This is a genomic window from Psychrobacter maritimus (assembly GCF_029953575.1).
GTDB lineage: Bacteria > Pseudomonadota > Gammaproteobacteria > Pseudomonadales > Moraxellaceae > Psychrobacter > Psychrobacter maritimus.
On record NZ_CP124526.1, the window covers coordinates 893,231 to 918,634 of the forward strand.

At 43.1% G+C, this 25,404-nt stretch carries 20 protein-coding genes; 9 read left to right on the forward strand and 11 right to left on the reverse strand.

Going from position 1 to position 25,404, the window contains the following annotated elements; all coding sequences use genetic code 11:
• Positions 1 to 25: 25 nt before the first annotated feature.
• The gene (gene ppk2, locus QJS82_RS03785) at positions 26 to 1,039 is read right to left on the reverse strand and encodes a polyphosphate kinase 2 (RefSeq protein WP_281491272.1); all 1,014 of its coding nucleotides are present in this window, start codon (positions 1,037 to 1,039) and stop codon (positions 26 to 28) included.
• A gap of 481 nt (positions 1,040 to 1,520) precedes the next feature.
• On the reverse strand, positions 1,521 to 3,110 hold the full coding sequence (locus QJS82_RS03790; RefSeq protein ID WP_281491273.1) for an acetyl-CoA C-acetyltransferase: 1,590 nt from the start codon (positions 3,108 to 3,110) through the stop codon (positions 1,521 to 1,523).
• A gap of 664 nt (positions 3,111 to 3,774) precedes the next feature.
• Here QJS82_RS03790 and QJS82_RS03795 point away from each other — a divergent pair.
• The 4 genes from QJS82_RS03795 (at position 3,775) to QJS82_RS03810 (ending at position 8,822) form a co-directional block, all read left to right on the forward strand.
• Positions 3,775 to 5,175: a 3-oxoacyl-ACP reductase gene (locus tag QJS82_RS03795; protein WP_281491274.1), complete on the forward strand. Its 1,401-nt coding sequence runs from the start codon at positions 3,775 to 3,777 to the stop codon at positions 5,173 to 5,175.
• Between the two features lie 470 nt (positions 5,176 to 5,645).
• Positions 5,646 to 6,560, forward strand: a complete 915-nt coding sequence (locus QJS82_RS03800) for a MaoC family dehydratase (RefSeq protein WP_281491275.1) — start codon at positions 5,646 to 5,648, stop codon at positions 6,558 to 6,560.
• A gap of 49 nt (positions 6,561 to 6,609) precedes the next feature.
• The gene (locus QJS82_RS03805; RefSeq protein ID WP_281491276.1) at positions 6,610 to 7,179 is read left to right on the forward strand and encodes a protein tyrosine phosphatase family protein; all 570 of its coding nucleotides are present in this window, start codon (positions 6,610 to 6,612) and stop codon (positions 7,177 to 7,179) included.
• 152 nt (positions 7,180 to 7,331) lie between these two features.
• Complete coding sequence (locus tag QJS82_RS03810; protein WP_281491277.1) at positions 7,332 to 8,822, forward strand: serine hydrolase domain-containing protein; 1,491 nt, start codon at positions 7,332 to 7,334, stop codon at positions 8,820 to 8,822.
• A 32-nt stretch (positions 8,823 to 8,854) separates the two neighbouring features.
• On the opposite strand, the gene QJS82_RS03815 is transcribed toward QJS82_RS03810, so the two are convergent.
• From QJS82_RS03815 to QJS82_RS03825, 3 genes are all read right to left on the reverse strand, one after another.
• Positions 8,855 to 10,102: a cation:proton antiporter gene (locus QJS82_RS03815; protein ID WP_281491278.1), complete on the reverse strand. Its 1,248-nt coding sequence runs from the start codon at positions 10,100 to 10,102 to the stop codon at positions 8,855 to 8,857.
• A gap of 232 nt (positions 10,103 to 10,334) precedes the next feature.
• Positions 10,335 to 12,245 carry a dihydroxy-acid dehydratase gene (gene ilvD, locus QJS82_RS03820; protein WP_201619908.1) on the reverse strand — a complete coding sequence of 637 codons (1,911 nt, stop codon included), beginning with the start codon at positions 12,243 to 12,245 and terminating at the stop codon, positions 10,335 to 10,337.
• A gap of 179 nt (positions 12,246 to 12,424) precedes the next feature.
• A complete protein-coding gene (locus tag QJS82_RS03825) occupies positions 12,425 to 13,249 on the reverse strand; it encodes a hypothetical protein (protein ID WP_281491279.1) in 825 nt (274 codons plus the stop codon).
• A gap of 204 nt (positions 13,250 to 13,453) precedes the next feature.
• Here QJS82_RS03825 and QJS82_RS03830 point away from each other — a divergent pair, with 204 nt between their 5' ends.
• The 4 genes from QJS82_RS03830 (at position 13,454) to QJS82_RS03845 (ending at position 18,430) form a co-directional block, all read left to right on the forward strand.
• On the forward strand, positions 13,454 to 13,891 hold the full coding sequence (locus tag QJS82_RS03830) for an HIT family protein (protein ID WP_281491280.1): 438 nt from the start codon (positions 13,454 to 13,456) through the stop codon (positions 13,889 to 13,891).
• 285 nt (positions 13,892 to 14,176) lie between these two features.
• Positions 14,177 to 16,225: a BCCT family transporter gene (locus QJS82_RS03835; protein WP_201619905.1), complete on the forward strand. Its 2,049-nt coding sequence runs from the start codon at positions 14,177 to 14,179 to the stop codon at positions 16,223 to 16,225.
• 111 nt (positions 16,226 to 16,336) lie between these two features.
• On the forward strand, positions 16,337 to 17,374 hold the full coding sequence (dusB, locus tag QJS82_RS03840; RefSeq protein ID WP_281491281.1) for a tRNA dihydrouridine synthase DusB: 1,038 nt from the start codon (positions 16,337 to 16,339) through the stop codon (positions 17,372 to 17,374).
• A 168-nt stretch (positions 17,375 to 17,542) separates the two neighbouring features.
• Positions 17,543 to 18,430 carry an SDR family NAD(P)-dependent oxidoreductase gene (locus QJS82_RS03845; protein WP_281491282.1) on the forward strand — a complete coding sequence of 296 codons (888 nt, stop codon included), beginning with the start codon at positions 17,543 to 17,545 and terminating at the stop codon, positions 18,428 to 18,430.
• A gap of 192 nt (positions 18,431 to 18,622) precedes the next feature.
• On the opposite strand, the gene QJS82_RS03850 is transcribed toward QJS82_RS03845, so the two are convergent.
• From QJS82_RS03850 to QJS82_RS03875, 6 genes are all read right to left on the reverse strand, one after another.
• On the reverse strand, positions 18,623 to 19,156 hold the full coding sequence (locus tag QJS82_RS03850) for an endonuclease V (protein WP_281491283.1): 534 nt from the start codon (positions 19,154 to 19,156) through the stop codon (positions 18,623 to 18,625).
• A 4-nt stretch (positions 19,157 to 19,160) separates the two neighbouring features.
• The gene (locus tag QJS82_RS03855) at positions 19,161 to 20,096 is read right to left on the reverse strand and encodes a hypothetical protein (RefSeq protein WP_238049382.1); all 936 of its coding nucleotides are present in this window, start codon (positions 20,094 to 20,096) and stop codon (positions 19,161 to 19,163) included.
• 231 nt (positions 20,097 to 20,327) lie between these two features.
• Positions 20,328 to 20,702, reverse strand: coding sequence for a hypothetical protein (locus QJS82_RS03860; RefSeq protein WP_281491284.1), 375 nt, complete (start codon positions 20,700 to 20,702; stop codon positions 20,328 to 20,330).
• Between the two features lie 138 nt (positions 20,703 to 20,840).
• Complete coding sequence (locus QJS82_RS03865; protein ID WP_281491285.1) at positions 20,841 to 21,305, reverse strand: hypothetical protein; 465 nt, start codon at positions 21,303 to 21,305, stop codon at positions 20,841 to 20,843.
• Positions 21,306 to 21,484: 179 nt separating this feature from the next.
• On the reverse strand, positions 21,485 to 22,015 hold the full coding sequence (locus tag QJS82_RS03870; protein ID WP_025651820.1) for an inorganic diphosphatase: 531 nt from the start codon (positions 22,013 to 22,015) through the stop codon (positions 21,485 to 21,487).
• A gap of 240 nt (positions 22,016 to 22,255) precedes the next feature.
• Positions 22,256 to 23,125 (reverse strand): lipoyl protein ligase domain-containing protein, encoded by an 870-nt coding sequence (locus tag QJS82_RS03875; RefSeq protein WP_281491286.1) that lies wholly within the window; start codon positions 23,123 to 23,125, stop codon positions 22,256 to 22,258.
• Positions 23,126 to 23,745: 620 nt separating this feature from the next.
• On the opposite strand from QJS82_RS03875, the gene QJS82_RS03880 reads away from it, so the two are divergent.
• Positions 23,746 to 25,248 carry a coniferyl aldehyde dehydrogenase gene (locus QJS82_RS03880; protein WP_281491287.1) on the forward strand — a complete coding sequence of 501 codons (1,503 nt, stop codon included), beginning with the start codon at positions 23,746 to 23,748 and terminating at the stop codon, positions 25,246 to 25,248.
• Positions 25,249 to 25,404: the final 156 nt, after the last annotated feature.

A 25,404-nucleotide genomic window follows, 5' to 3' on the forward strand; every position in this document is an offset into this window, starting at 1 on the left:
ATAATACTTGCATAAATTTGTTTATTTAATAACGTGGTGGCACATACATATCATCAGGAATCGGTTCGCGATAGTATTCGTCATCGCGCTTGCGTTCAGGCAGCTCGACCTCATCACGCGGTACTTCTTGATAAGGGATTTGCTCTAGTAAGTGAGCAATACAGTTTAGCCGTGCGCGTTTTTTATTATTGCCTTCGACCACCCACCACGGCGCTTCAGGAATATGCGTGCGCTCAAACATGGTTTCTTTGGCTTTTGTATAATCCTCCCAGCGGCGACGCGATTGTAAGTCCATCGCTGACAGTTTCCACTGTTTAAGTGGATCATGAATCCGGCTCATAAAACGTGAATGTTGCTCATCATCGGTAATCGAAAACCAATACTTGACCAAGCGAATACCTGAACGTACCAGCATGCGCTCAAATTCAGGTACCGATTGGAAAAACTCTTCGTACTGGGCATCGGTACAAAATCCCATGACACGCTCGACGCCCACACGGTTATACCAGCTGCGATCAAATAAGACAATTTCACCAGCAGCAGGCAGATGCGCCACATAGCGCTGGAAATACCACTGCGATTGCTCACGTTCTGTTGGAGCCGGTAGGGCAGCCACTCGGCAAACACGTGGGTTTAAACGCTGAGTAATACGCTTAATAGCGCCGCCTTTACCAGCAGAATCACGGCCTTCAAATATCACGACGATACGCTCACCATATTCAACCACCCAATCTTGCAGCTTAATAAGCTCTCGTTGCAGTCGCAATAACTCTTGAAAATAGGTACGGCGATCAAGCTTTTCTTGCTCACTCATCTCGCGCCCATCAAAACGAAAGTCGCGTACGTAATCGCCTATCTCATTTTCAAGCTCTTCATCATAGCTATCTATTAAGTCTTGATGCATTTTTCGGCGCAGCTCATCACCAAACACCTCTTTATCCATTCGGGTAATGAAGCTGCCTTGTTCAAGCGCTGATAGCTCGCGCCGCTTGGTCGTGGTTAAGGTTTGCTGATCAATCGACGAGGGATCCTTGCTCATAGTAAGCTCCTAATACCTATTTTTATGACTGCCTTTTATGATGACAGCTATTTATATGACAACCTTTTATATGAATGCCTTTTATATAACTACTTTAACATATCTAGCGCAGCAGCTATGAGTGAGCAATGTTAGATTGATTGCGTATTTATTTCTGGTGTGTCCGTTGAAAACGGCTCGGTTAATAGTGACATAGAATAGTTATTGGCATTATGACGTTAAAAGGTTTGACTGAAAGTGATGCTATAGTCAGTTTAAGATAAAATTGATAATTAATAGCGATGTGCGACTGGTATAAGTTTTCCTTGCTTGCTGTTATCACAGAGGCTACGAAAAAAATATCCCAGTCGCATTGCGTCGGTTTTAAAGGGAATCCTCTGTAAAGCTGTTCATTTAGACAAAAAAACACCCTCTAATCATTGGATTAAAGGGTGTTTTAAAAGCTTAACGTTATTGACTGTCTATGGACATCTTAGAGTAATTATTTCTCTAAGATGCAAGTTACGCCTTGACCACCAGCGGCGCAGATAGAGATAAGCGCGCGACCTGAACCTTTTTGATCCAGTAATTTAGCAGCAGTGGCTAGGATACGACCACCGGTTGCAGCAAATGGGTGACCGGCAGCAAGTGATGAACCATTAACGTTTAGCTTGCTACGATCGATAGAACCTAATGGTGCATCAAGACCCAGACGCTCTGAACAGAACTTCTCATCTTCCCAAGCAGCAAGGGTTGATAGTACTTGTGAGGCAAACGCTTCATGAATCTCATAAAAGTCAAAGTCTTGCAAGGTCAGACCAGCACGCTCAAGCATACGCGGTACGGCATAAGCTGGCGCCATCAGTAAGCCTTCTTTATCGCCAGATTTACCGATGAAATCAACAGCAGCGGTTTCTTGATGAACGATATAAGCCAATGGCTTAAGACCATTTGCTGCAGCCCACTCATCAGTACCTAATAGTACACAAGAAGCACCATCCGTTAGTGGCGTAGAGTTAGCCGCTGTCATGGTTGGGTTGGCGTTCTTTTTACCAAATACAGGCTTTAATTTAGCTAGCTTCTCTAAAGTAGTATCTGGGCGCAAGTTATTGTCGCGCGTCAGACCTTTATACGGGGTAATTAGGTCATCAAAGAAACCTTCATCATAAGCGCGCGCTAGGTTTTGATGGCTAGTAAAAGCAAGCTCATCTTGTGCTTCACGGCTGATGTTCCACTCAAGTGTGGTAATCGCTTGATGGTCGCCCATTGATAAACCAGTACGTGGCTCGCCATTTTGCGGGGTATCAAGTAAGTCTTTTGGATTTAAACCCATTAGCGCTTTTAGACGTTGTTTATTGTCTTTAGCAGCGCCCAATTTAATCAACACTTTACGTAAGCCATCGCCAACTGCGATAGGCGCGTCAGAAGTCGTATCAACACCGCCAGTAATGGCCGAATCGATAATACCAAGGGCGATTTTATTGGCAGCAGCAAACGTTGCTTGCAAGCCAGTACCACAAGCTTGTGAGATATCATAGGTTGGGGTATGTGGGTTCAATGCGGTGCTTAGTGTCGCTTCACGCGTTAAGTTGATATCGCGGCTCAGTTTCATGACTGCACCAGCAACCACTTCACCGACTTTTTTGTCTTGTAAGTTAAAACGCTCAACCAAACCATCTAATGCTGCGGTTAGCATGTCAGTGTTGCTGACATCTGCATAAGTACCGTTTGAGCGAGCAAAAGGAATACGGTTGCCGCCTAAGATAGCCACGCGATGTTGACCTGAGCTAAGCTTGGTTGGGCTGGCTTTTTTAGCAGCAGTAGTGGTTTTGTTAGCGCTAGTCGTATCCGCTTTTTTATCCGCTTCTTTGGCTTTGTTGTCATCTTTAGCAGCGCTGTCTTTTTTAGGGCTGGCTGTTTTTGTATCAGTAGCTTTAGTGTCGTTGGCTTTAGTATCCGCTTTCTTCGACTCAGTCGCTTTTGAATTAGCAGCTGACTCTTTCGCAGCTGATTCGGTATTTTTTGTATCGCTGGCTTTTACAACGGTGCTTTCAACAACAGGGCTATCAGGGTGATTATTTTTATTACTCATAATATTATCCTTAAAAAGTATGGGTAGAAGAAAAAAGGGAAGAACGTATTAATGAAAAAAAGCAGTAAAAAAGTGCTAAATAAAAAGTCTTAAAATGTTAAAAAAATCGTATAAAGATACTATTACTGAATGATTGCTATCTAATGACAGCGATTATATTACATAACAATGGTTAAAATGCAGTGGCTTATCATAAGGCGTTTTTTACGGCCTTACTGTATGCCTTTGGCAAATGATATGACACTATGTTTAAGCTATCGCAAGGGTTAATAACGCTTCACGTCAGTTAACAACAGCCATTTCGACTGGCTAGTGTTGATTATTTGCATTGCATAACAGAGCTTTTGATAATATATTGTTATCTATAAATGCGTTTGCCATAACTTATACGTTAGATTTTAGCATAAGTTTGGTGTTTTTGACCCGAGAAAAAGTGGCCATCTTGTATACTGGCTTGTCTACAGATTGTTATAGACATTAGTGGCTTTTGGACTTGTTTCGCATGGAAGTGTATAGTTGAGGCAGTTTTAGGCCCATTTACTAAATGCTAATAATTTTTATCAATGATAGTGCTGGTGAGTCTTTATAATAGGCGCATTGCATTTTTGTTTACTATTATTTACCCGTTAATTTTTATCTTACTCGTTAATTATAGGATTATATTATGTCAGACCGTTATGGTGATTTTGTTCAGTCTTCTATTGGTAAAAAAGTAGCAAAAAACTTAGGCTTGCCTATGCCAGTAGAGCTTGATCGTTTTGATAGTGGTCAGCCTGCGGTACGTGGTAGCGTATTGGTTGGTCGTGCTAATGGTGATAATACCGGCATCAGTGAGTCAGTAGCCCGTATTTTGTCAGAGCTGCATGCTGACGTGTTTGTAAATAGCAGTGATAATGTGAAAGACGCGCTGTCTGATGCCGGCGTTAAAGCTAAGGCCAATACGGGCGGCGATGATAAATTTAAAGTCCTATTATTTGATGCCAGTAATATCAGTAATGCTGATGAGCTAAAGCAAGTATATGAATTCTTTCATGCCGTTGCGCGCCGCGTCGAAAAGTCAGGTCGCGTTATTATTATTGGTCGTCCACCAGAAGACCTCACCGATATCGAAGCGGCATTGGCTCAGCGCGCGCTTGAAGGTTTTGTGAAGTCAGTCGGTAAAGAGTTTAAGCGTGGTATCACAGCCCAGCTTATTTATGTTGCCGAAGGCGCTGAGCAAAACTTAGACTCAACATTACGCTTTTTCTCCTCAGCACGTTCAGCCTATGTTTCAGGACAAGTGGTACGTGTCAGTAACGGCGCTAACTTTGACGTTGATTGGGCACAGCCTTTGGGCGGCAAAACCATGCTAGTGACTGGCGCAAGTCGCGGTATTGGTGAAGCAATCGCTCGTGTTTTAGCACGCGAAGGCGCTCACGTTATTTGTCTTGATGTACCACAGCAGCAAGCTGACTTACAAAAAGTGGCAAGCGAAATCAGTGGTTCAGTCCTAACAGTCGACATCACCAGTGAAGATGCGGGCAAAGAAATCGCTGAAGCCGCGCAAAAACGTGGCGGTTTAGATTCAGTGATTCATAATGCTGGTATCACGCGTGATAAAACGCTTGCCAACATGGATGAGCAAAAATGGGATATGGTCATCAATATCAACTTGGGCAGTATTGCCAAGCTAAACCGCTACTTGCTTGATAATGATGTGCTAAAAGAAAACGCACGTATTGTTTGCGTCTCATCAATCTCAGGTATCGCCGGTAACTTAGGTCAAAGTAACTATGCGACTTCTAAAGCAGGCGTTATTGGTTTGGTCAATGCCACTGCTAAACAGTTAGAAGACAATGCGAAAGGTATGACGATTAACGCTGTTGCCCCAGGATTTATCGAAACGCAAATGACAGAAGCGATTCCATTTGCCATTCGTGAAGCCGGTCGCCGTATGAACTCAATGAGCCAAGGCGGCTTACCAGTAGACGTAGCTGAGACCATTGCATGGTTTGCTTCACCAGCTTCTGGCGGCCTAAATGGCAACATTGTACGTGTGTGTGGTCAAAGCTTATTAGGTGCTTAGTAAATATAATGCAGGCAAAATTTTGCTTAATACCATAGATGATTAATCTCAATTAAGCTTGCACTAAGTATATGATATCCAGTAAGGTTTTAGATTTACCTCACATATGCTTACGAAAAAATTGCTGATAAATTGTAATAAAGCTGCCCTAGGGTGGCTTTTTTATGATAAAAACACAGTAATAATAACTTGCCCGGTTTGTTAGCTGGTTTTTTATGTTGGCGGCGGGTTATTACTATAATGATCAATAGCTGGATTGGGTAAAGGGAGTGACCCTCTTTGTTGGGCGAAATTGCCTTTTAATCAAAACCTATATTAATCAAAATAAGTGTCAATATTACTTAAAGCAAGTATTAATCAAAGTAAATATTAATCAAAGCAAGTATCAGTCAAAGCACTTACTAATAAACGAATGCATCGCATTTTACATCTAGCCAGAAAATTTGCTCAAGCCCCACTTAGGATTTATTATGTCAGACAAACATTATGATGCGTTGCCAAAAGCGCATACCACTTATGCTAATATTGTTAAGAGCTTACTGCCTATCGGTAATAGCAGTAAAATCAGTCGCGACCAATTACCACAAGCGACCTATTATGTAGATGACTTGCACATCGATCAAAGCAATCTTGATGATTATCGTAAGATTTGTGGTTTCGCTGATAATGGCAAAGTGCCTGTGACGTATTTTTCGGTTTTATCACAGACGTTGCAGATGAATATGATGGTCAAAGAGCCGTTTCCATTTGCCATGCTAGGTTTGGTACACGTGGATAATAGCGTCACTCAGTATCGTCCTATCGGTGAGCGTGAAACGGTTGCCATGTCGGTAAAATTTGATAATTTGCGCGACCATGCCCAAGGTCAGCAGTTTGATTTTGTCACCACGGTAAAATCAAACGATGAAGTCATTTGGGAAGGGACCTCTACTTATTTATCACGCGGCAAAAAATCAAGCAGCAAAGATAAAAAAAGCACGCCGCGTCCAGTAACCGTGAAGCCAGCAGTCAATGAAGACGGTGTGCACAGCATCTTTGAAGTACCAGAAGATATCGGTCGTCGTTATGCGTTTGTTTCAGGTGACTTTAACCTTATCCATTTGCATCCACTATCAGCACGCGCGTTTGGTTTCCCAAAAGCCATTGCTCATGGTATGTGGTCAAAGGCCAAATGTTTGGCTTTGATGGATGAGCTGCCAGATGCTTGCACGGTTGAAGTGTCATTTAAACTGCCTATCTTTTTGCCAGCTGAAGTGGAGCTGATTGCGGAACCAGTCGCACAGCTTAAAAATGCAGAAGATAGCTGTGAGTTTGGCTTATATAGCGCTAAGAATGACAAGCCGCATCTTGCAGGTGTGATTACATTGCAAGCTGACAACCAGTAAAATAGGCCATATTTTTTAATATTCATATTTCACGAACACATCACTAATTATGACTTTACATGAAAATGCAATAAGCGCAGCTGAGCCTGATAGTTCAGCTGTGATAGACCAAAGCACTGCTAATGAGCAAAACGATGCTAACGAACAAAATGCTGCAAGCGCTATAGATAACGGTATCAATTTAGCAGATATATTTGAGCCTTATTTTCGTCCAGAGGCGAATACCATTGTCTGCGGTGCGCTCGATGAAGCAAAAGTAGCCGCTTTGGCGGCCGCTGGCGTTGAGTTAGTGATTAACCTGCAGCCTGATGACGAGCTAAGTTTTGATGAACGAGCGGCGGTCGAGGGTGCTGGTATGGCTTATGAGCAGCTACCTATAAGCAGTGCGAATGATTTAAAACAGCTAAAGATATTGGCGTTTGATAACATCCTACGTCAGCATCATGGCAAAAAAACCGTTATGCATTGTGGCTCTGGCAATCGTGCTGGCGCAGCAATCGCGCTGCGTGCCGGCTGGTTACGTGGGCGTAAAATGGATACGGCGATGGAACGTGGGCGTAGTCATGGTTTGACGAAGCTTGCAGAAGAGGTTCATAATCGTTTATTAGTGCCACGCTAAGCTATCGTCAATTCCATTTATACTGATTAGCAGGGCTCAATAAAAAGGCGACCAATAGGTTGCCTTTTTATTGAGTAGATTTTATCAGCAGGTAGTTTTTAAGTGTAAGAACGGTTTTTTATAACTCAGATTAAAAATAAAGCGAGTAAATAATGATAAAAAATAATGAACAAGCAAATAATAACAACGTCCATGAATCAAGCGCCCCGAATGAAGCGATTAAATCAACTGTCGCCATTAACCTTGATCTTCAGCAACGATTACAACAACTGCTAACGGACTTACAGCTTGATGATGCGCCAGCCGGTGGGGCATTAGTCGTTTATCAGGCGGGACAATGCATCGCTCAAGCAAGTGTGGGCATGGCACGCGCGGATTTGTCATGGAGTCCTGATACGTTATCGCTTAATTTTTCGACGGGTAAGGGTATTTTGGCGACCTTAGTTCACGTATTGGTATCACAGCAATTACTTGATTATGACCGACCGATTGCAGATTATTGGCCAGCTTTTGCGGCGCAGGGCAAAGAGCAGATTACGCTGCGTCGCGTGATGTCGCATCAGGGCAATTTATTTTCCATTCAAAGTATCGATGTCGATAATGAAACCGTGCTCGATTGGAATATGATGCTCAAAAAAGTTGCTGCCATGCCGATAACCGCTCCAGAACAGAGTGAGTTATATGATAGCGCTTATAGCGCGCTGGTTTATGGCTGGGTGTTAGGCGGCGTGATAGAAGCCGTTACTGATATGCCATTAGCTGAGGCATTGCGCCATTATTTAACCGAGCCTCTTGGAATTGCAGATAGCTGTTATTTTGGCGTACCAGAAAATAAGGTGAACGACGTTGCGCATTTAGTGAAATATTTCCAAAAAGCAGAGCAAGAAGGTGACTTAGAAACAAACCAAGAAGGCAGTCAACAAAGCGGGCAAGCGCGTCCTCGCCGTAGCAAGCCAGTGTTAAGGGCGGACTCTGCCAATACTTTGCATACTTACACCAGTCTACCAAGCTATGCTTGTTGGCAAAAAAGAGCGCTAACCAATCAAGCAAGCGCAAGTGATGGTAAAAATGGAAGTATAAACGAAAGTACAACGGTAGATGAGCTACCCAGTCTAGATACGGCAAAAATTAATCGTTTATACTTTAATAATAGCCAGCTCAACCTAAAAAATTATAAATCCGCTCTTATGTTAGCCAATAAGCAACCTATTGATTATTATGATAAACGCACATTACAGGCTGTTATCCCTGCTGCCAATGGCGTGGCCTCAGCGCAAGCATTAGCGACTATTTATGCCATGTTGGCCAATGGTGGTACATGGCAGGGGCAGACACTGATTGATGAGCAAACCTTTCAGCAGCTATCAACCCCGCAAGTTACCGGCATGGATGCAGTGATGCCTGCAAAAATGAATTGGCGTTTGGGCTATCATCGCCGTTTTAGTCTTTGTGACAGCGAAGCGAGTAATGATAGGGTGCAAGGCTTTGGTCATATGGGTTATAACGGCTCGGTTGCTTGGTGTGACCCTACGCGCCAACTGTCATTGGCCTTTATCCATAACTTTGACGTAACGATGCTTAATGATGTCCGTCAGTTTGCGCTAACAGAAGCAGTATTGGCTTGGGTGGATACTGACAGATAATGTTGATTAATTAGTATTATGGGCACTTTATACTAATGCGACTTATTGGGCGTCATTTTAAGCAGCCTTGTCGCACTTAAACCATGGATAAAGATTGAGGTTAAAATCACAATGGAGCAAACTATCCAAAGTTTAAGGGCATCTTCATTATTAAAGAATCCTTGATTGAGGGCATAAGATAAATAATATAAAGTTCCAATACCGCGAATACCGAGGGCAGAAATAGCGTATTTTTCGGTACGTGGAAGATTTAATCCTGATAAGGCAATAAAGCCGCCAATAGGCCGAATCAGCAATAAAAAGGTAAAGCTGACAATATAGACGCGCCACGTCAGCTCAACCCCAGCTTGCAGCCCTTGACCTAAAAACATGCCAAAGATAACAAGCACTAAAGACATTAGCAAACCTTCTGATTGCTCAGCAAAATCGTGCAATTTGTGATGATAGCTGTGTTCGCGTTCTGAGCGCCGAAAGGCAAAGGCTGCGACAAATACCGCAATAAACCCATAGCTATGTACATATTCTGCCAGTCCATAGGCGAGCAATGTGATGGCAATCACCACATATCCTTGGGAAATAGTGGTGTTGTGGCTGTATTTCGAAAACACCAGCTTTGCCAAAATTTTACCAACCACAATGCCAACTACCAAGCCTGCGCCAATTTTCCACAGCACATCATGGCTGAACCAAGACCACAGCATCTCACCCGTGAACTGCTGACCTTCGCTATAAGCTTCCGCTATCTTAATCGCGAGATAGACAAAAGGAAATGCGAGACCGTCATTTAATCCTGCTTCTGAGGTTAGAGTAAAGCGCGGTGTGTCTTCGCCGCCGGTGTTAGGCGGGCCAACTTGAATGCTAGAGGCTAGTACGGGATCGGTCGGGGCCAGTACAGCGCCGAGCAAGATGGCAGCGCCCAGCGTCAAACCAAAAGCATAATAGCCTAAGACAGCCATTGCAAAAATACCAATCGGCATGGTGATAAGCAGTAAGCGCACTGTCGGCCGCCATAAGTGCCACGATAGCTTAGTGTCAATCTTGATACCCACACCTACCAACGAGACCAATACCACAATCTCGGTCAGTTTTTCGATAATAAGACCATTATCAATCGGGTTTAAAAAAGATAAACTCGTCCACCAATAACCCATCAGTAAACCAAAGCTCACCTGCAACATGGGTAATGAGATAGGCGTGCGTTTAAAAATAATAGGAAACAGCACTCCAAATAGAAAGGCAATGCCGCAGACCAATAAGAATAAATTATAATTTTCAATCATAAGTTTGCTGCACGCTGTTTTATAGGATTTAGAGATGCGATATTAGATGATGTTTATTAGCTCTTAATAATGAGGCTAAACGCTTTTTAATACCGCAAAAAAACGTTATCAGAATGGCGGCTACGTTGTTTTTTGGTGAAAAAAAAGCCTGCATAGCGCAGGCTTTGGATAATTCTATAAGAGTATTTCTTTAAGGCTGTAGTTTTAAAAACTTATAAGCAAAGTTTTTTGCTTAACGCTCAACTTGGCTCACATCACGGACGGCACCGGTATCGGCACTGGTCGTCATAGCAGCATAAGCACGTAGGGCTGGAGAGACGTGACGCTCACGACTCACAGGCTTCCATGCATCGCGACCGCGTGCTTCCATGGCTTCGCGGCGAGCTGCCAACTCTTCATCACTAACCTGCATATTGATAGTACGGTTTGGGATGTCGATATGAATGGTATCGCCTTCTTCTACCAAGCCAATCGCGCCACCTTCAGCCGCTTCAGGGCTGGCATGACCAATTGATAAGCCTGAAGTACCACCAGAGAAACGACCGTCAGTTAACAGCGCACACTCTTTACCTAAGCCTTTTGACTTTAGGTAAGTCGTTGGATACAGCATCTCTTGCATACCAGGGCCACCCTTTGGACCCTCATAGCGGATGATGACCACATCACCGGCTACGATTTGATCAGCAAGCACAGCTGTTACGGCATCGTCTTGCGATTCAAAAATGCGTGCGCGTCCGGTAAAGACTAAGATGCTTTCATCAACGCCAGCGGTTTTGACTACGCAGCCACGTTCAGCGATGTTGCCGTATAGCACTGCTAAGCCGCCATCGGTTGAATAGGCATGCTGAGCACTACGAATACAGCCTGACTCACGGTTAACGTCGAGGTTTGGCCATTCTTTTGACTGCGAGAAGGCCTCAGTAGTACGGACGCCACCAGGAGCAGCGATGTAACGTGCACGCGCCTCAAGATTGTCAGGGTTCATGATGTCCCATTTATCGATGGCTTCTTTCATCGTGGCGCTATGAATGGTTGGCAAGTCAGTATGGAGCAAGCCCGCACGATCAAGCTCGGCCAACAGTGCAAATACACCACCAGCACGGTGGACATCTTCCATATGGTATTTTTGCGATGCAGGAGCGACTTTTGCTAGGCAAGGCACACCGCGACTTAAACGATCGATATCATGCATTTTAAAATCGACTTCCGCTTCATTGGCGGCAGCAAGCAGATGCAAAATAGTATTGGTTGAGCCGCCCATGGCGATATCTAAGGTCATCGCATTTTCAAAGGCAGCTTTGGTGGCGATAGAGCGCGGTAATACAGAATCATCATCTTGCTCGTAGCGGCGCTTGGCCAATGACACAATTGTACGCCCAGCTTCCAAGAATAACTCGCGGCGCAGCGAATGAGTGGCCAGCAGCGAACCATTACCCGGTAATGCCAAACCTAAAGCTTCGGTCAAGCAATTCATAGAGTTGGCAGTGAACATGCCAGAGCACGAACCACAAGTCGGACACGCTGAGCTTTCAATGGCTAAGACGTCTTCATCACTGATGCTATCATCAGCGGCATCCATCATCGCATCGACTAAATCTAGCTTACGAATCGCATTGCCTTTACTGTCAGTGGTATGGACGTCGCTACCGCCATCGTTATTGTGACTATGTGCTACGGTGCTGGCAATCACTTTACCCGCTTCCATCGGGCCGCCTGAAATAAACACCACTGGAATATTAAGGCGCATAGCCGCCATTAGCATACCAGGAGTGATTTTGTCACAGTTAGAAATACAAACTAAGGCATCGGCGCAATGCGCATTGACCATATATTCAACCGAATCGGCAATCAAGTCACGACTTGGTAGTGAATACAGCATACCGCTATGACCCATGGCAATACCATCATCGACTGCAATAGTATTAAACTCTTTTGCCACGCCGCCCGCTTTTTCAATCTCACGCGCAACCATTTGCCCCAAGTCTTTTAGATGCACATGGCCGGGTACAAACTGCGTAAAGGAGTTGGCAATTGCAATAATAGGTTTGCCAAAGTCGCCATCAGTCATGCCGGTTGCGCGCCATAGGGCACGAGCACCTGCCATATTACGACCGCCAGTAGAAGTTTTTGAGCGATAATCCATGTGATATTCCTTACAAATGAGCGAGATTTATTAACGTGTGCAGCATCCGCTGTCATACTGATAGTGTGCTTTTTATGCAGTGTGAGTACTAGTGAATAATACTAAGTCATTACCATACCATTAGATATGAGTAACTGAAAACAATTAACCCCGAATCATAAAGACTTAAGGGTCAATATTTAGGCAAGACGCTCTAAAATAGCGCTCTCAAACCAAGGCAGCTCGCCTTTATCAGCTTCTAGTTTGGCGATGACGACCAAGGCGTGAGTCGCTGGCAAGAACTGATAGTCAGAGCTGGCATCAATAGTCAGTATCTGTTTATCGGCTTCAGCTTGTTCATCAATACTGATTAACGTCTGTTTGGCATTTTTATATAGGACATCAATACGACCAAAAAACTGCCACTCTTTAAAGGCAGCAGTAAGCGCATCCGCTTCATCTTTGGTATAAATTTGCTGGGTGTCTTTACCGGTATTGGTCCAATGCAAACGTACCGCCAATTGCAGGGCTTCACTGAACACCACCAATGAGCCAACTACTTTGACATGCCAAGGGCTGTTTATCAGCGCCTTATCAATACCGATAAGTTTCGCAGCCTCGTCAGCTGTCATCGGAGTATTAAACTGGGCAAGCAATGACGGGGTTAGCGGATAGGTTTGTTTAATACTGTCATCTAAACTGTCGTAATGATATAAAAAGGGCAGCGGCATATCCTGCGTAATGGTTTTTTTGCTGATTTTGCAATTATGGATACGCCAGCTGATAGCTTTATAGGTCAATGCTTCAGCTAAGATAATGGCATTTGGCTCAAGGGTTTGCGTACAAGTTTTAGCCTCAACCTCGTCCTCAATGCTAACTTGTTCTGTCGCATCTGCTATAGAGCTAGACGGCAGCGTTGTATCATAGGATTCTGAATAATACGGTTGTGAATAAGTGGCGTCATTATCTGACGGCTCATCTGATGGCTTATCTAATGATTGGGTTGGCAAGGCAGTCAAATCCATAAACGTAGGGTGATTAAAATAGAGGATTAATATAACATTTAAAGCGCATCACTCGTCAACAAATTAATCGTGATACCTGCAAATCCTCAAGCCCTTGTACTCAGCCCATATTTCGTCCACTATATTTGCTGAGATATTTACCCTCTAATACTGATCAACAAGTACTGATAACCAATTACTAATAACCAACTAAGGAATAAAATAATGAGTCAAGACAACCAAACCAAATACGACGATAACAATATTTTTGCCAAAATGCTTAACGGTGATATTCCTTATCATAAGGTTTTCGAGGACGATAAAACCCTCGCCTTTATGGATATTATGCCGCAAGCAAAAGGTCATGTATTGGTGATTCCTAAGCAAAAAGCCGTTGATTTAGTCGACCTTGAGCCAGAATATGCGGCAGCCGTGCTCATGACGTCCAAAAAAGTCATGCAAGCACAGCGTCAAGTATTCGAGCGTGAAGGTATTATTCAAATGCAGCTAAATGGCGCACAAGCAGGTCAAACTGTTTTTCATTATCACGTGCATCTGATTCCATCGAGCATTCATGAACTAGGTCTCCATGCTGTAACGCAAGCAGATCATGGCGAACTTGCTGAAATGGCAAAACAATTAGCAGAGGTTATTAATGCTTAAGCTGTAGAGCTGAAATTTATTGCTTAGACATTGCGTTAGAAAAAAACAATTTTTATAAGTGTTAATAGAAAAGTATTGATAAAAAGGCAGCTAACAAGTTGCCTTTTTTATTTTTAGGTAATAGTGGTGTAACAAATGTTAAATTGATGTTACATATTTAGCATGGTTCTGGGGTTTGGGCGTTCAATGTGGTAAAAATTGGTGCATATTTTACGTACGTATTTTTATATTTTGAATGCTTTGAAAACTTTTTGATATTTTTCTCACCGTTACGAGACTCCATTTATGAAGCCTAAATCATCCAGTTCCACCATTTTGCTGCCGGTATTTGTGCCAGCGGCCGTCATTATGTTGCTATTAGTTATAGGCACATCCCTTAATCCTGAAGCCGCTGGCGCGTTGTTTGGTACAGTATTAAATTATATTACCGAAACCTTTGGCTGGTTTTATATGTTGGCGGTGGCGATTTTTTTGATGTTTATCATCGTATTGGCATTTTCGCCTTACGGTAGTATCAAGCTAGGCCCTGATCATGCCGAGGCTGAGTATGGTTTTCTTGAATGGTTCGCCATGCTATTTTCGGCGGGCTACGGTATTGCCTTACTCTTCTTTGGCGTGGCAGAGCCGGTCTTACATTTTGCCAGTCCGCCATTATCAGAACCGCAGACCATTGCCGCCGCAAAGGAAGCCATGCAGATTGCCTACTTTCACTGGGGCTTTCATATTTGGTCTATTTATGGGGTCGTTGGTTTGTCGCTCGCATACTTCTCCTTTCGGCATGGCTTACCCTTATCGATGCGCTCAACCTTATATCCATTAATCGGTGACAAGATTTATGGTCCTATCGGGCATACGGTTGATGTGTTTGCCATTTTGGGTACGATGTTTGGTATTGCCACCAGTTTGGGTCTGTCGGTCTCGCAGATTAATGCCGGTTTAAATTATTTATTGCCAGATTTGATTCCTGTCAATATTACCGTTCAAGTGATTACGATTGCGCTGGTTACCGCGGCGGCATTGGTTTCGGTGCTGGCGGGTATGGATAAAGGGGTTAAACGCTTATCTATCTTAAATATGGCATTGGCAACGGCATTAATGCTATTTGTCTTTGTCGTTGGTCCGACTGTCTTTATTCTCAATGCCTTTATGGAAAATACCGGTAGCTATCTGGGCAATATCGTCGAGCGCACCTTTAGTTTACAAGCGTATCAGCTGAGTGATTGGATTAGTAACTGGACATTGTTTATCTTTGCATGGACGATTGCATGGGCACCCTTTGTAGGCTTATTTATTGCCAAGATTAGCCGTGGTCGTACCATTCGTGAGTTTGTCTTTGGCGTGATGTTAGTACCAACATTTTTCACTTTCTTTTGGTTTGCGGTGTTCGGTGACACGGCGCTACATATGATTATGTTCGATGGTTACACCTCATTAATCAGCGAAGTACAAAACGACCAAGCCATTGCCTTGTTTAAGTTATTAGAGAATCTACCCTTTACTGAATTTGTCTCTTCATTGACCGTTCTATTGATTATTACCTTTTTTGTGACTTCATCGGATTCTGGGTCGTTGGTGATTGATTCGCTCGCAGCGGGTGGCCGTAGCGATACGCCATGGTGGCAGCGCTCCTTTTGGGTGGTCACTGAGGGCGCGGTCGCTGCAGTACTGCTGATTGCAGGGGGCTTAACGGCCTTACAAACCGCCGCCATCGTCAGTGCATTGCCTTTTGCAGTGATTATCTTGATTGCCATATTTGGCATGTGGCGTGCGCTACGTATCGAAGGTCATCGCAATCAAAGCTTGGCCAATGACAATCATCTGCCGCCGCATCTGCTCAAACTAGACGCATGGCGTGACCGTATTGATTATATGACGCAGCAGCCAACCCGTGAAAAAGTACTGAATTATATTAAAGGTACAGTTGTCTCGTCGATGAATGAAGTCTCAGAAAAATTTGCTGAAACAGGCTGGTTGCCTGATGTGAACTATGATGAGATCAATGATCGCGTGGTGCTTGAGTTACGAGGCGGCGATAACGTTGAATTTTGGTACGAAGTGCGCTTATCAGAACATGAAGCGCCTGATTATTATACGGAAGCGATGGCGAATAAATTACCGCAAGAGCATCATTATCGTGCGGAGGTTTACTTGCGCCGTGGTGGTCAAACCTACGATTTGTATGGTTATCAACCAGAGTCAGTGATTAACGATATCATCGATCAGTTCGAGAAATACTTGCACTTTATCAATGAATCGCCTGATATTTTACCGTGGCGTATGCAAGAGCACGATGATGACATTACCTTAGAGCAGGGCAGTGTCTTTGATAAATAGGCATTTTGTCCCTTGACGTGCGCTGAGCAAATGATTGTCTGAATGACTTGCAATATGCGTACGAACCCTTAGAATAACGGCTTGTTTTCACCATGAATCAAGCCGTTTTTTATGCCTATAAATAATCCAGTGTCTAGTCACTCATCAGCACAAACTGCTAATGACCATCCTTTATTGCAGCCATTGGTCATTGGCGGCTTGACGATTGAAAATCGCCTGATGGTCGCACCGATGGCTGGCGTGACCGACAATCCCTTTCGACGCTTGTGTAAATCCTTTGGGGCAGGGCATGCGGTTAGTGAAATGATTATCGCTGATACGGCGCTTTATGCGCGCAAAAAATCGCTCTATCGTGCCAATTTTGATAATGAGATTGCACCGATTTCGGCACAAATTGCCGGCGCAGAACCGGATAAACTGGCAGAAGCGGCGCGCTATCAGATTGATAATGGCGCGCAGATTATTGATATCAACATGGGCTGTCCTGCCAAAAAAGTGTGCCGTAAGTTGGCAGGATCTGCGCTCTTGCAAGACGAAGATTTGGTCGCGCGCTTACTGGATGCGGCGGTAGGAGCCGTTGATGCTCCTGTGACCTTAAAAACGCGTTTGGGGTTTGAAAATGGCCGCGAAAATATTTTGCGCGTGGCCAAGCGAGCAGAGCAGGCGGGTATTGCTGCGATTGCCATTCATGGTCGAACGCGTGAGGATATGTATACTGGGGAAGCGCGTTATGAGCTGATTCGCGAAGTCAAAGAAAGCATTAATATTCCTGTGATTGCCAATGGCGATATCGATAGCGCGCAAAAAGCGCAGCGTGTCTATGAGCTGACCGGTTGTGATGCGGTGATGATAGGGCGTGCTGCGCAAGGGCAGCCTTGGATATTTCGCGATATCGAGCATTTTTTGCGCTCAGGAGAAGTGCTTGCTGCACCTAGTGTGAGCGAGATAAAAGAGATTGTCCTAGCGCATTTGCAAGAGCTATATGAGTTTTACGGCGAATATTCAGGCTGCCGAATTGCTCGCAAGCACATTGCGTGGTATACCACCGGCATCCCTAATTCCAACGCTTTTCGCCAAGCCATGTATGGTGAAGAGAGTACCGCTGGGCAGTTTCGCGTGGTCGAAGACTTTTTACACGCGCACGAATAGCAAGAAAAAACGGTCAGTTTAAGCAATCCACTTGATAATAAATACCTAACTGCTAATATTCATGATATTAAATGCATTTTACGGCTTATTTATTAACTTCAATCCAATTATATTTGTTATGCTTTAGGCGAACATTAACGGAAGTATCATTTACGAAAAGGATCTTTTATGGCCAACCCCTCAAAAAAAGCAATCAGCAAAGCAGTCAAAGATAAGCATATTATTATCACAGGGGCATCAAGTGGTATTGGTGAGCGTACGGCCTATTTGCTCAGTGAATGCGGTGCTCATGTGATCTTGCTGGCACGTACTGAAGACAAATTAAAAGCTGTGAAAGACAGTATCGAGGAGCTTGGTGGTAAAGCTACTTATTACCCTTGTGATCTGACCAATATGGATGATATAGAAAAAGTCAGCGCGCAAATTTTGGCAGATTTCGGTCATGTAGATGTCTTGGTTAATAATGCCGGTCGCTCAATTCGCCGCTCGGTGCACGAGTCTATAGATCGCTTCCATGATTTTGAGCGTACCATGGATATCAATTACTTTGGCGCGGTTAAAATAGTGCTTGGGTTTTTGCCGACGATGATTGAACGTCAGACTGGTCAAATTGTTAATATATCATCGATTGGTGTGCTGGCGAATAGCCCGCGTTTTGCCGCTTATGTCGCTTCAAAATCGGCATTGGATGCCTTTAGCCGCTGCTTGGCTGCTGAAGTAAAAGGCGATAATGTCACCATTACCAATATCTTTATGCCATTGGTGCGCACACCGATGATTGAGCCTACTAAATTATATCGCTACATGCCTGCGCTTATGCCGGATGAAGCGGCGATGATGGTTGCCAAAGCGATTGTTCATAAACCAAACAGTATTGCCAGTAACATGGGTAAATTTGCCTCGGCGACTTATTCATTAGCACCAGCAATTAACGTTGGTATTCAATCGATGGGTTATCGTATTTTCCCAAGTACTCGTGCTGGATTGACGACTGATAAAAAACCAAATATTGCTCAGCGTGCCTTTGCCAGAATTTTACCGGGCGAGCATCACTAAGATAATATGCCTGATGAATTTAAAAAAGAGATGCTACGGTATCTCTTTTTTAATGTCTTGAAGTTATTCGTAATTTATATAAATGGGTAGGTAGTGGATTTTTATTTAACATAATCACCGTTATGGGAATAAGGGCTGCTATCTATTGAGGATTTGGCTGTAGCGCAAATTATTTCAATAGGTATAGATATCCTAATTGATGACACGGCCTAGTTTATCTACGTAAGTAACCATCTTGGGCATTCGATGGTCATCACCCATCCTACTTACCATCTCTTTAGCCTTCGTGATTTCTATACCAATACTAGTTACATATATTGGGTTCTTACTTATTCCTCGCCAAACGGCATAGTCTTCAGTAATGTCGTAAAAATGGTTTTTAGCAATACCGATGATAGGCTTTTTATTAGCGAGATTATCGTATAAATACTTACCCAATCCTGCTTTGGTAACACCGTCTAAAAATACATAGCCGTCTATGATAATTGCATCAAAGGGTTCATCAATCTGGTTAATTAAAGCCAGTAAGCAGGGCAATTCTCGTTTATAAAATTGTCCTGACTCATAAGGCGCAACATTGTTCACGTTGACAGTATGCTCACTTAATATCTCATTAGTCTCTATACCTTGAAAACGTATGCCAGCTACTTTAGCGCTGTCCAGCTTTTGTACCACGTCTGTTTGATAATGCACATCTAATATTAAAAATATCAATTTAGCCCTCATAGATCTATTTATAGATAACTAATTTAAAGTTATTACTACATTTTTTCAGCTGCTCAATTTTTTGGGGTAGCACCTCACTTTCTTCGAGACGTAGCTCCTTTAAACTATTAAAAACCTCTTTATCATTAAATATTTCTAAATTATAAAGTCCGTTTAATCCAGTGATGTACATAAACTCCACGTGTATAAAGCTATTGTTCTTTGCCCATTTATCGAACAAATCTTCTACAATATCTTCGCTTATCCTCAAACGTATGAATGTATCAAATTTAAAATGTTGATAATTTTCTATCAGTTCATATATCCCTGGCACAGGGATGGGGCAATCGAGGTAGTTTTTTGAGTGAATAATATCATCTATAGCTGTAAAACGTTTTATACGATTTAATTTTGGGATGTATGTGATATCTATGTCTTCAAGCTGATTGGTTTTTTTACAAGTTTTGCTATAACCAAAATTTATATCATCTCTACTGTTTCTATAGTAGAAGCCTGATTGATCATATTCGTATCGAAGTTCAAACATGGATGGCTCATGGAGTTTTGTTCTCCACATAATTTGATTTTCTGTTTCGCCATTTTCAATGGTATAGATCTCTCTATCGCATATACCTTCATTGAAGGTATATGACATACCTTGATATAATTTGCCTTGATAAAATTGCGGTATTGTTCCACAACCATACTCGTCTTCATCTTCATTACAAAACCCTGAAGAGTCTATTTGAATAGGTGAAGGTAACCCTATCTGACATGGTGAGACATACGGTTTACTAATCTCTCCGTTTTTAACTTCATAAGCTTCAAGTTGATGGTCTGGTTTATCAAAGAAGATAATGCCTGTGTATAGCTTATCGCGCTGATACCATTTACCCTTCTGATACCATTTACCGTTACTTTTATTTAACAATGTTGATTTCAATCGTTGCATATTACTCATGTTAATCTTCTCTGAAAGAGGAGTCATTAATCGTGCTAGTAGAAGCGATAATACTAGAAGGATTCATTTTAAGAAATATATAGCGAACCAATCAGGTGCTTTCAATGGTTCGGTACCCTAGTGAGGACTTGAATCCTAAGCTGTAGCTTAATAGCATCAACGTTTAAACACACTGGAATAGTCACAGTGTACTTCATGGTGTACAAAACATTAAACTATTAGGGTGAGCTATTACCAATAGTCCTGCTCAGCTTTAGTCAGCCAGTCAGCAAAGTCTTCACATATCATATGAAATGGCAAATCACCCAAATCTACTACAACGACTCTTGGATTGCCTGAGGTATCATCACCATCAAAATTTGCTAACCAGTCGCCATTTTGAGCAAATGGCACTAAGTTAAGTCCTTCTATTTTATCATTTCTAAGCCTATAAGATAATTTACTTCCTTCGTTAACAGCGCCCTCAAACCACCAACGAAAGTGATAATCTTTATTATGGTTAACGAGTTTTGGGTTCTCGCTAATTTCTAAATATTTAACTGGATAGATGAATTTAGTAGGCAATAGATCTTTTGGATAAGGATTAAAATTGTCTTGAACTATCATTTTGTTACCTTTGGATCATAAATACTGTCATTAGGGAATTCCATTGACTATATCCCAAGGGAACCAGCTATTTCACCCTCTAAATCTATTAACAGACCACTTAAAACAGACTGGTATAATGGAACCACTTAAAACAGACTAGCCAAAAATTCGCCACATTACCCAAAATAACCCTGCCATCACCGCAGCAATGACCAATAGCCGCTTTGCCCAATAAGGAATAAGCGGTTTTTTATAGCCCAAATCATTAAGCTGGCTGTCAACGCCGTCTTGTAGACTTTGGAAGCCTTGCTCTGTGGGCGTGGTTTTAACGCGAGTCTTCGTCAAGCGCTCCGACTCTTCTTCCACTTGTTCTCTATCAAAGCTAAAGGCTTGGCTTGGGATGCCTTGTTTGTTGGCGATAGTCGTGAGGGTTTGCTGCTGCTTGTTCTTTAGCGCAAGCTCATAAGCATCTATGCGAGATTTGGCGGCATCCATACTGATATTTTCATCAGCGGCCAAGGTTTTAATTGCCTGCACCAAATTGCCTTTTTCGACCATCATCATAACGGCTTTTGGCAGTTTTTTATTGGCGGGTGTTGAGCCTGAATCAGAGTCAAACATGACAGTCCTCATTTGGGTGTGATAATAGGTAAGTGAGGGTATTATAACCGTTTTATCGGCGCAAAATTCAAGCAAAAAAATACCGCAACCATTATCATGTTTGCGGTATTTTTTATGGCGCTTATTGTATTTCAATAAAAAAATGGCAATAAACGCTTCTTTAAATTATCTAGGATAATTTATAGGTCTTTCCAGCGTTGGATAGACTCTTTGATGACTTCTTTAGCTTCTGCGACGTCACCCCAAGATTCGACCACCGTTGTACCGGCTTTTTTAAGGTCTTTATAGTGGCTAAAATGGAACTGTAATTGGTTGATAAGCTGCTTTGGTAAGTCTTCTAGGCTGTTATAAGCATTGCCTGTATCACGGTCGTCAGCTGGTACGACGACGATTTTGTCATCAACTTCGCCATCATCAACGAATTTCATCACGCCGATTACTTTCGCTTTTAGGAAAATACCAGTAGGCAAAGGCTGTTCTGTGATGATAAGCGCATCTAACTCGTCGCCATCTTCATCAAGGGTTTGCGGGATAAAACCGTAGTTACAAGGTTTAGCAAAAATCTGTGGATCAACACGGTCAAGCTCAAAAACTGCCAATTCGCGATTCCACTCAATTTTATGGCTGCTACCAGTTGGGATTTCTACGACCACATTAATGATGCCGCCATCGACGTCGCCTGCGTCCAAAATTTTATTAAAATCTGCCATAAATTGCTCCAAGGTGCTTTTGTTATGAATGCTTCAATGATAAAGGGTTAAATGTTGGCGCGCTAAGGTTATTGCTGCGCCCAATTTGTGCGCCTGCGATTATAACAAGTTTGACTCAAATTTTCTCACAATGCTTAAGTCTAAGCGTGCACGATATTATGCAAAAAAGGATTATGCAAAGAACAGTATTTAATTTAAAAAAACTGTGTAAGCAAGACTGTATAAAAAAGACTTGGAAAATTACTTTGGGGCGAGGGCACGTAATTGGATATGTCCAGCATGACGTTTGGCAATATTATCGATAAGCTTTTGGGTCACTTGTTCATAGCTTAAACAGTTGGCAATTGCTTGCATAGATTGTTCCGGTGCCTGCGCTGCCATTTGCTCATCCTGCGTTTGCTCATCCATCGCAACGAAGTCAGCCAGTCGTAACATTTGCATGCCCGCATAGCCGCACGGATTAATCGCATTAAAAGCGGATAAATCACAATCTAAATTAATCGCGACCCCGTGATAACTAAAACCATGCTTGATTTTAAAGCCAAGTGAGGCAATTTTACCCAGCATAATGGCGTCATCGGTCGGAAGCTCAGTGAGTGGTTGAGCGTTGTCATTACTGGCAGTATTTAGATGGCTATATAAATAAACACCGGGCGCATCACGGCGCGCATGGGCGCTGATATCGGCACTGGTATTGACACTATTAGACGCGTGGCTTTTTAGGCAGTCATTGACCACATCTTCAATCGCTTGTTCGGCGTGCGATACCATATTGCGTACACTCCAGCCTAAACTTTCTAAATCAAACAACCAATAGATAACCAGCTGCCCATGCCCGTGCCATGTCACCTGACCACCGCGGTCGGTCTTGATAATAGGGGTATTGGTACGTTGCAGGATATGTTCTTCTTTACCGGCTTGTCCAAGCGTATAGACATCATTGTGATCGACAATCCATAGCTCGTCAGGGGTGCGTAGATCTTGCTCTTTTTTGAGCGCAATACGCGCCAACGTACGCGATAGCATGGCATCAAGGGTAGGGACATAATCAGCAGCTGAGAGCGATTTGCTAACTAGCATTTCATTGAGGGGTTGCGCGGTATTTTGCATAAGAATGACTGTCTTATATTTTGATGTTTTAGAAGGATGTTTTTAGAGTCTAGTTGCCTAGAGTGATAGTCAATACTGAATATAAGCAATAGGTTTATACACAGATGCTGCTGGGATCAATTTTCCTTGCTTGCTGTGCCGATGCAGACAGAGGCTGCGAAAGACTAATCCCAACAGCATGATCGCATTTGTAGAGTGGATAAACTCTATTACTAAGGTTCAGTGTAGCAGTTTTAGCAATTGTGCCCAACTCTATATTTGCGTCAGCTGCGCTATTCGCTTACTCCATTTAGCGGCAGTAAAAATACTGATAAATAGCAGCAATATAGACCTTAAATGACTCGTATTTCATACAGACCCACTAGTCAATCAAAGGTGCTGTTCATTCACTGGTCGATGCGCTACATTAAACGGCGTTGACTAAAATAGTGTCGAATAGCATTGAAAGGAATCTCATCTGCCTTCATTATTGAAAACGGTTCATCAACAGCCATCAGTTGAAGGTGAGTATATAAGTGCCATATAAGATATAGGCGGCGTATATTGCGCCTGATCATGTATTCAGAGTCTTAAAATATATTATAGCGTGCCGACTCTAACGCCTATGACAAGGAAGATAAATGACCGATAATAATCAGAACACGCTTTTCCAAAGCGAGCCGACGCCAACCAACCAAGCTCAAGCTTCAAACCATGCCAATGATGCAAACGAATCCCTAAGCATCATTAAGACGGTCGCTGATATGCAGGCGCAATTTTTACGCCTACAAAATTTGAGCCGCACGCAGCCCATCAATGATTGGGCCACGCGTGAAAATCAACTCGACAATCTAGAGGTGATGCTAAGCGACAATCAAGAGCTACTTGCCAAAGCGATTAGCGCCGATTTTGGCTATCGTAGTGAGTCAGAAACTCAGTTCGCTGAGCTGTTTCCGAGCTTTACCGGTATCAGCCATGCCAGAAAACATGGTAAAAAATGGATGAAACCGCAGCGTGTATCGATTTCAGCGCTTTATATGCCGGCTCATAATGAGATTCAGCCGCAGCCGCTTGGCGTAGTTGGTATCATGGTGCCTTGGAATTACCCGCTGTTTTTGGCAGTCGGACCTATGATTGATGCGTTGGCGGCGGGTAATCGTATTATGATTAAAATGAGCGAGGCCGCACCGCAATTTGCCCAAACGTTCGCTGAAACTATTTCACGTTATTTTTCACCGGATATGGTTTCTGTGGTCATCGGCGAAGTTGAGATTGCTCAAGCCTTTAGCCAATTACCCTTTGATCATTTATTATATACCGGCTCAACCGCGGTCGGCAAAAAGGTCATGGCTGCTGCTGCACCAAATTTAACGCCGGTCACCCTTGAGCTTGGTGGTAAGTCGCCTGTCGTCATTTTGGAAGGTGCCAACTTAGAAAACGCCGTCAATCGCGTGATGATGGGCAAAACGCTTAATGCCGGTCAGACCTGTATTGCGCCTGATTATGTGCTCATTCCGCGTCAATATCATGGAGAGTTTATCCGTCTGGCAAAAGAGTGGATGGAAAAACATTATCCCAATATTGCAGACAATCCTGACTATTCGCACATCATTAATGGTGCGCAGTTTAAACGTGTACAAGGCTATCTAGATGGCTTGGCAGGCGATGAGGTTCATCCGCTGACTGATACGGATGCTGATATTGACAGCCGCCTGATGCCACCGGTGATTGTCAGTGAGCCTGCGCCTGATAGCGATGTCATGCAAAACGAGATTTTTGCCCCGATTTTACCGTTGATGCACTATGACAGCCTTGATGATGCCATTCGTTTTATCAATGAGCGTCCACGCCCGTTGGCGCTATACGTCTTTGGTGATAACAATAGCGAGATAGATCAGGTGCGTAATAATACGGTATCGGGTGGCCTGTGTATTAATGAAGTCATTATGCATGTGGCGCAACATGATTTGCCGTTTGGCGGTGTTGGACACTCAGGTACGGGCGCTTATCACGGTAAAGCTGGCTTTGAGCGTCTTAGTCATATGAAGCCTGTGTTTGTACAATCGAAGTTGAATGGTCTTAATATTTTACTACCGCCATACGGTGGCTTGTTTAAAAAAGCCATGGCGCTGTTTTTGAAATAGCCAATAATAAAATAGCCAATGATAAAACAGTTTTTGGTTAAGCAAGAAACACGATAAAAAATAGCATCTATTCAGGTAGGTGCTATTTTTTTGCCTAAAATTTAGTCATTAATAACCAATAGTTAAAAACCAACAATTAAAATTAATGAGCATTTG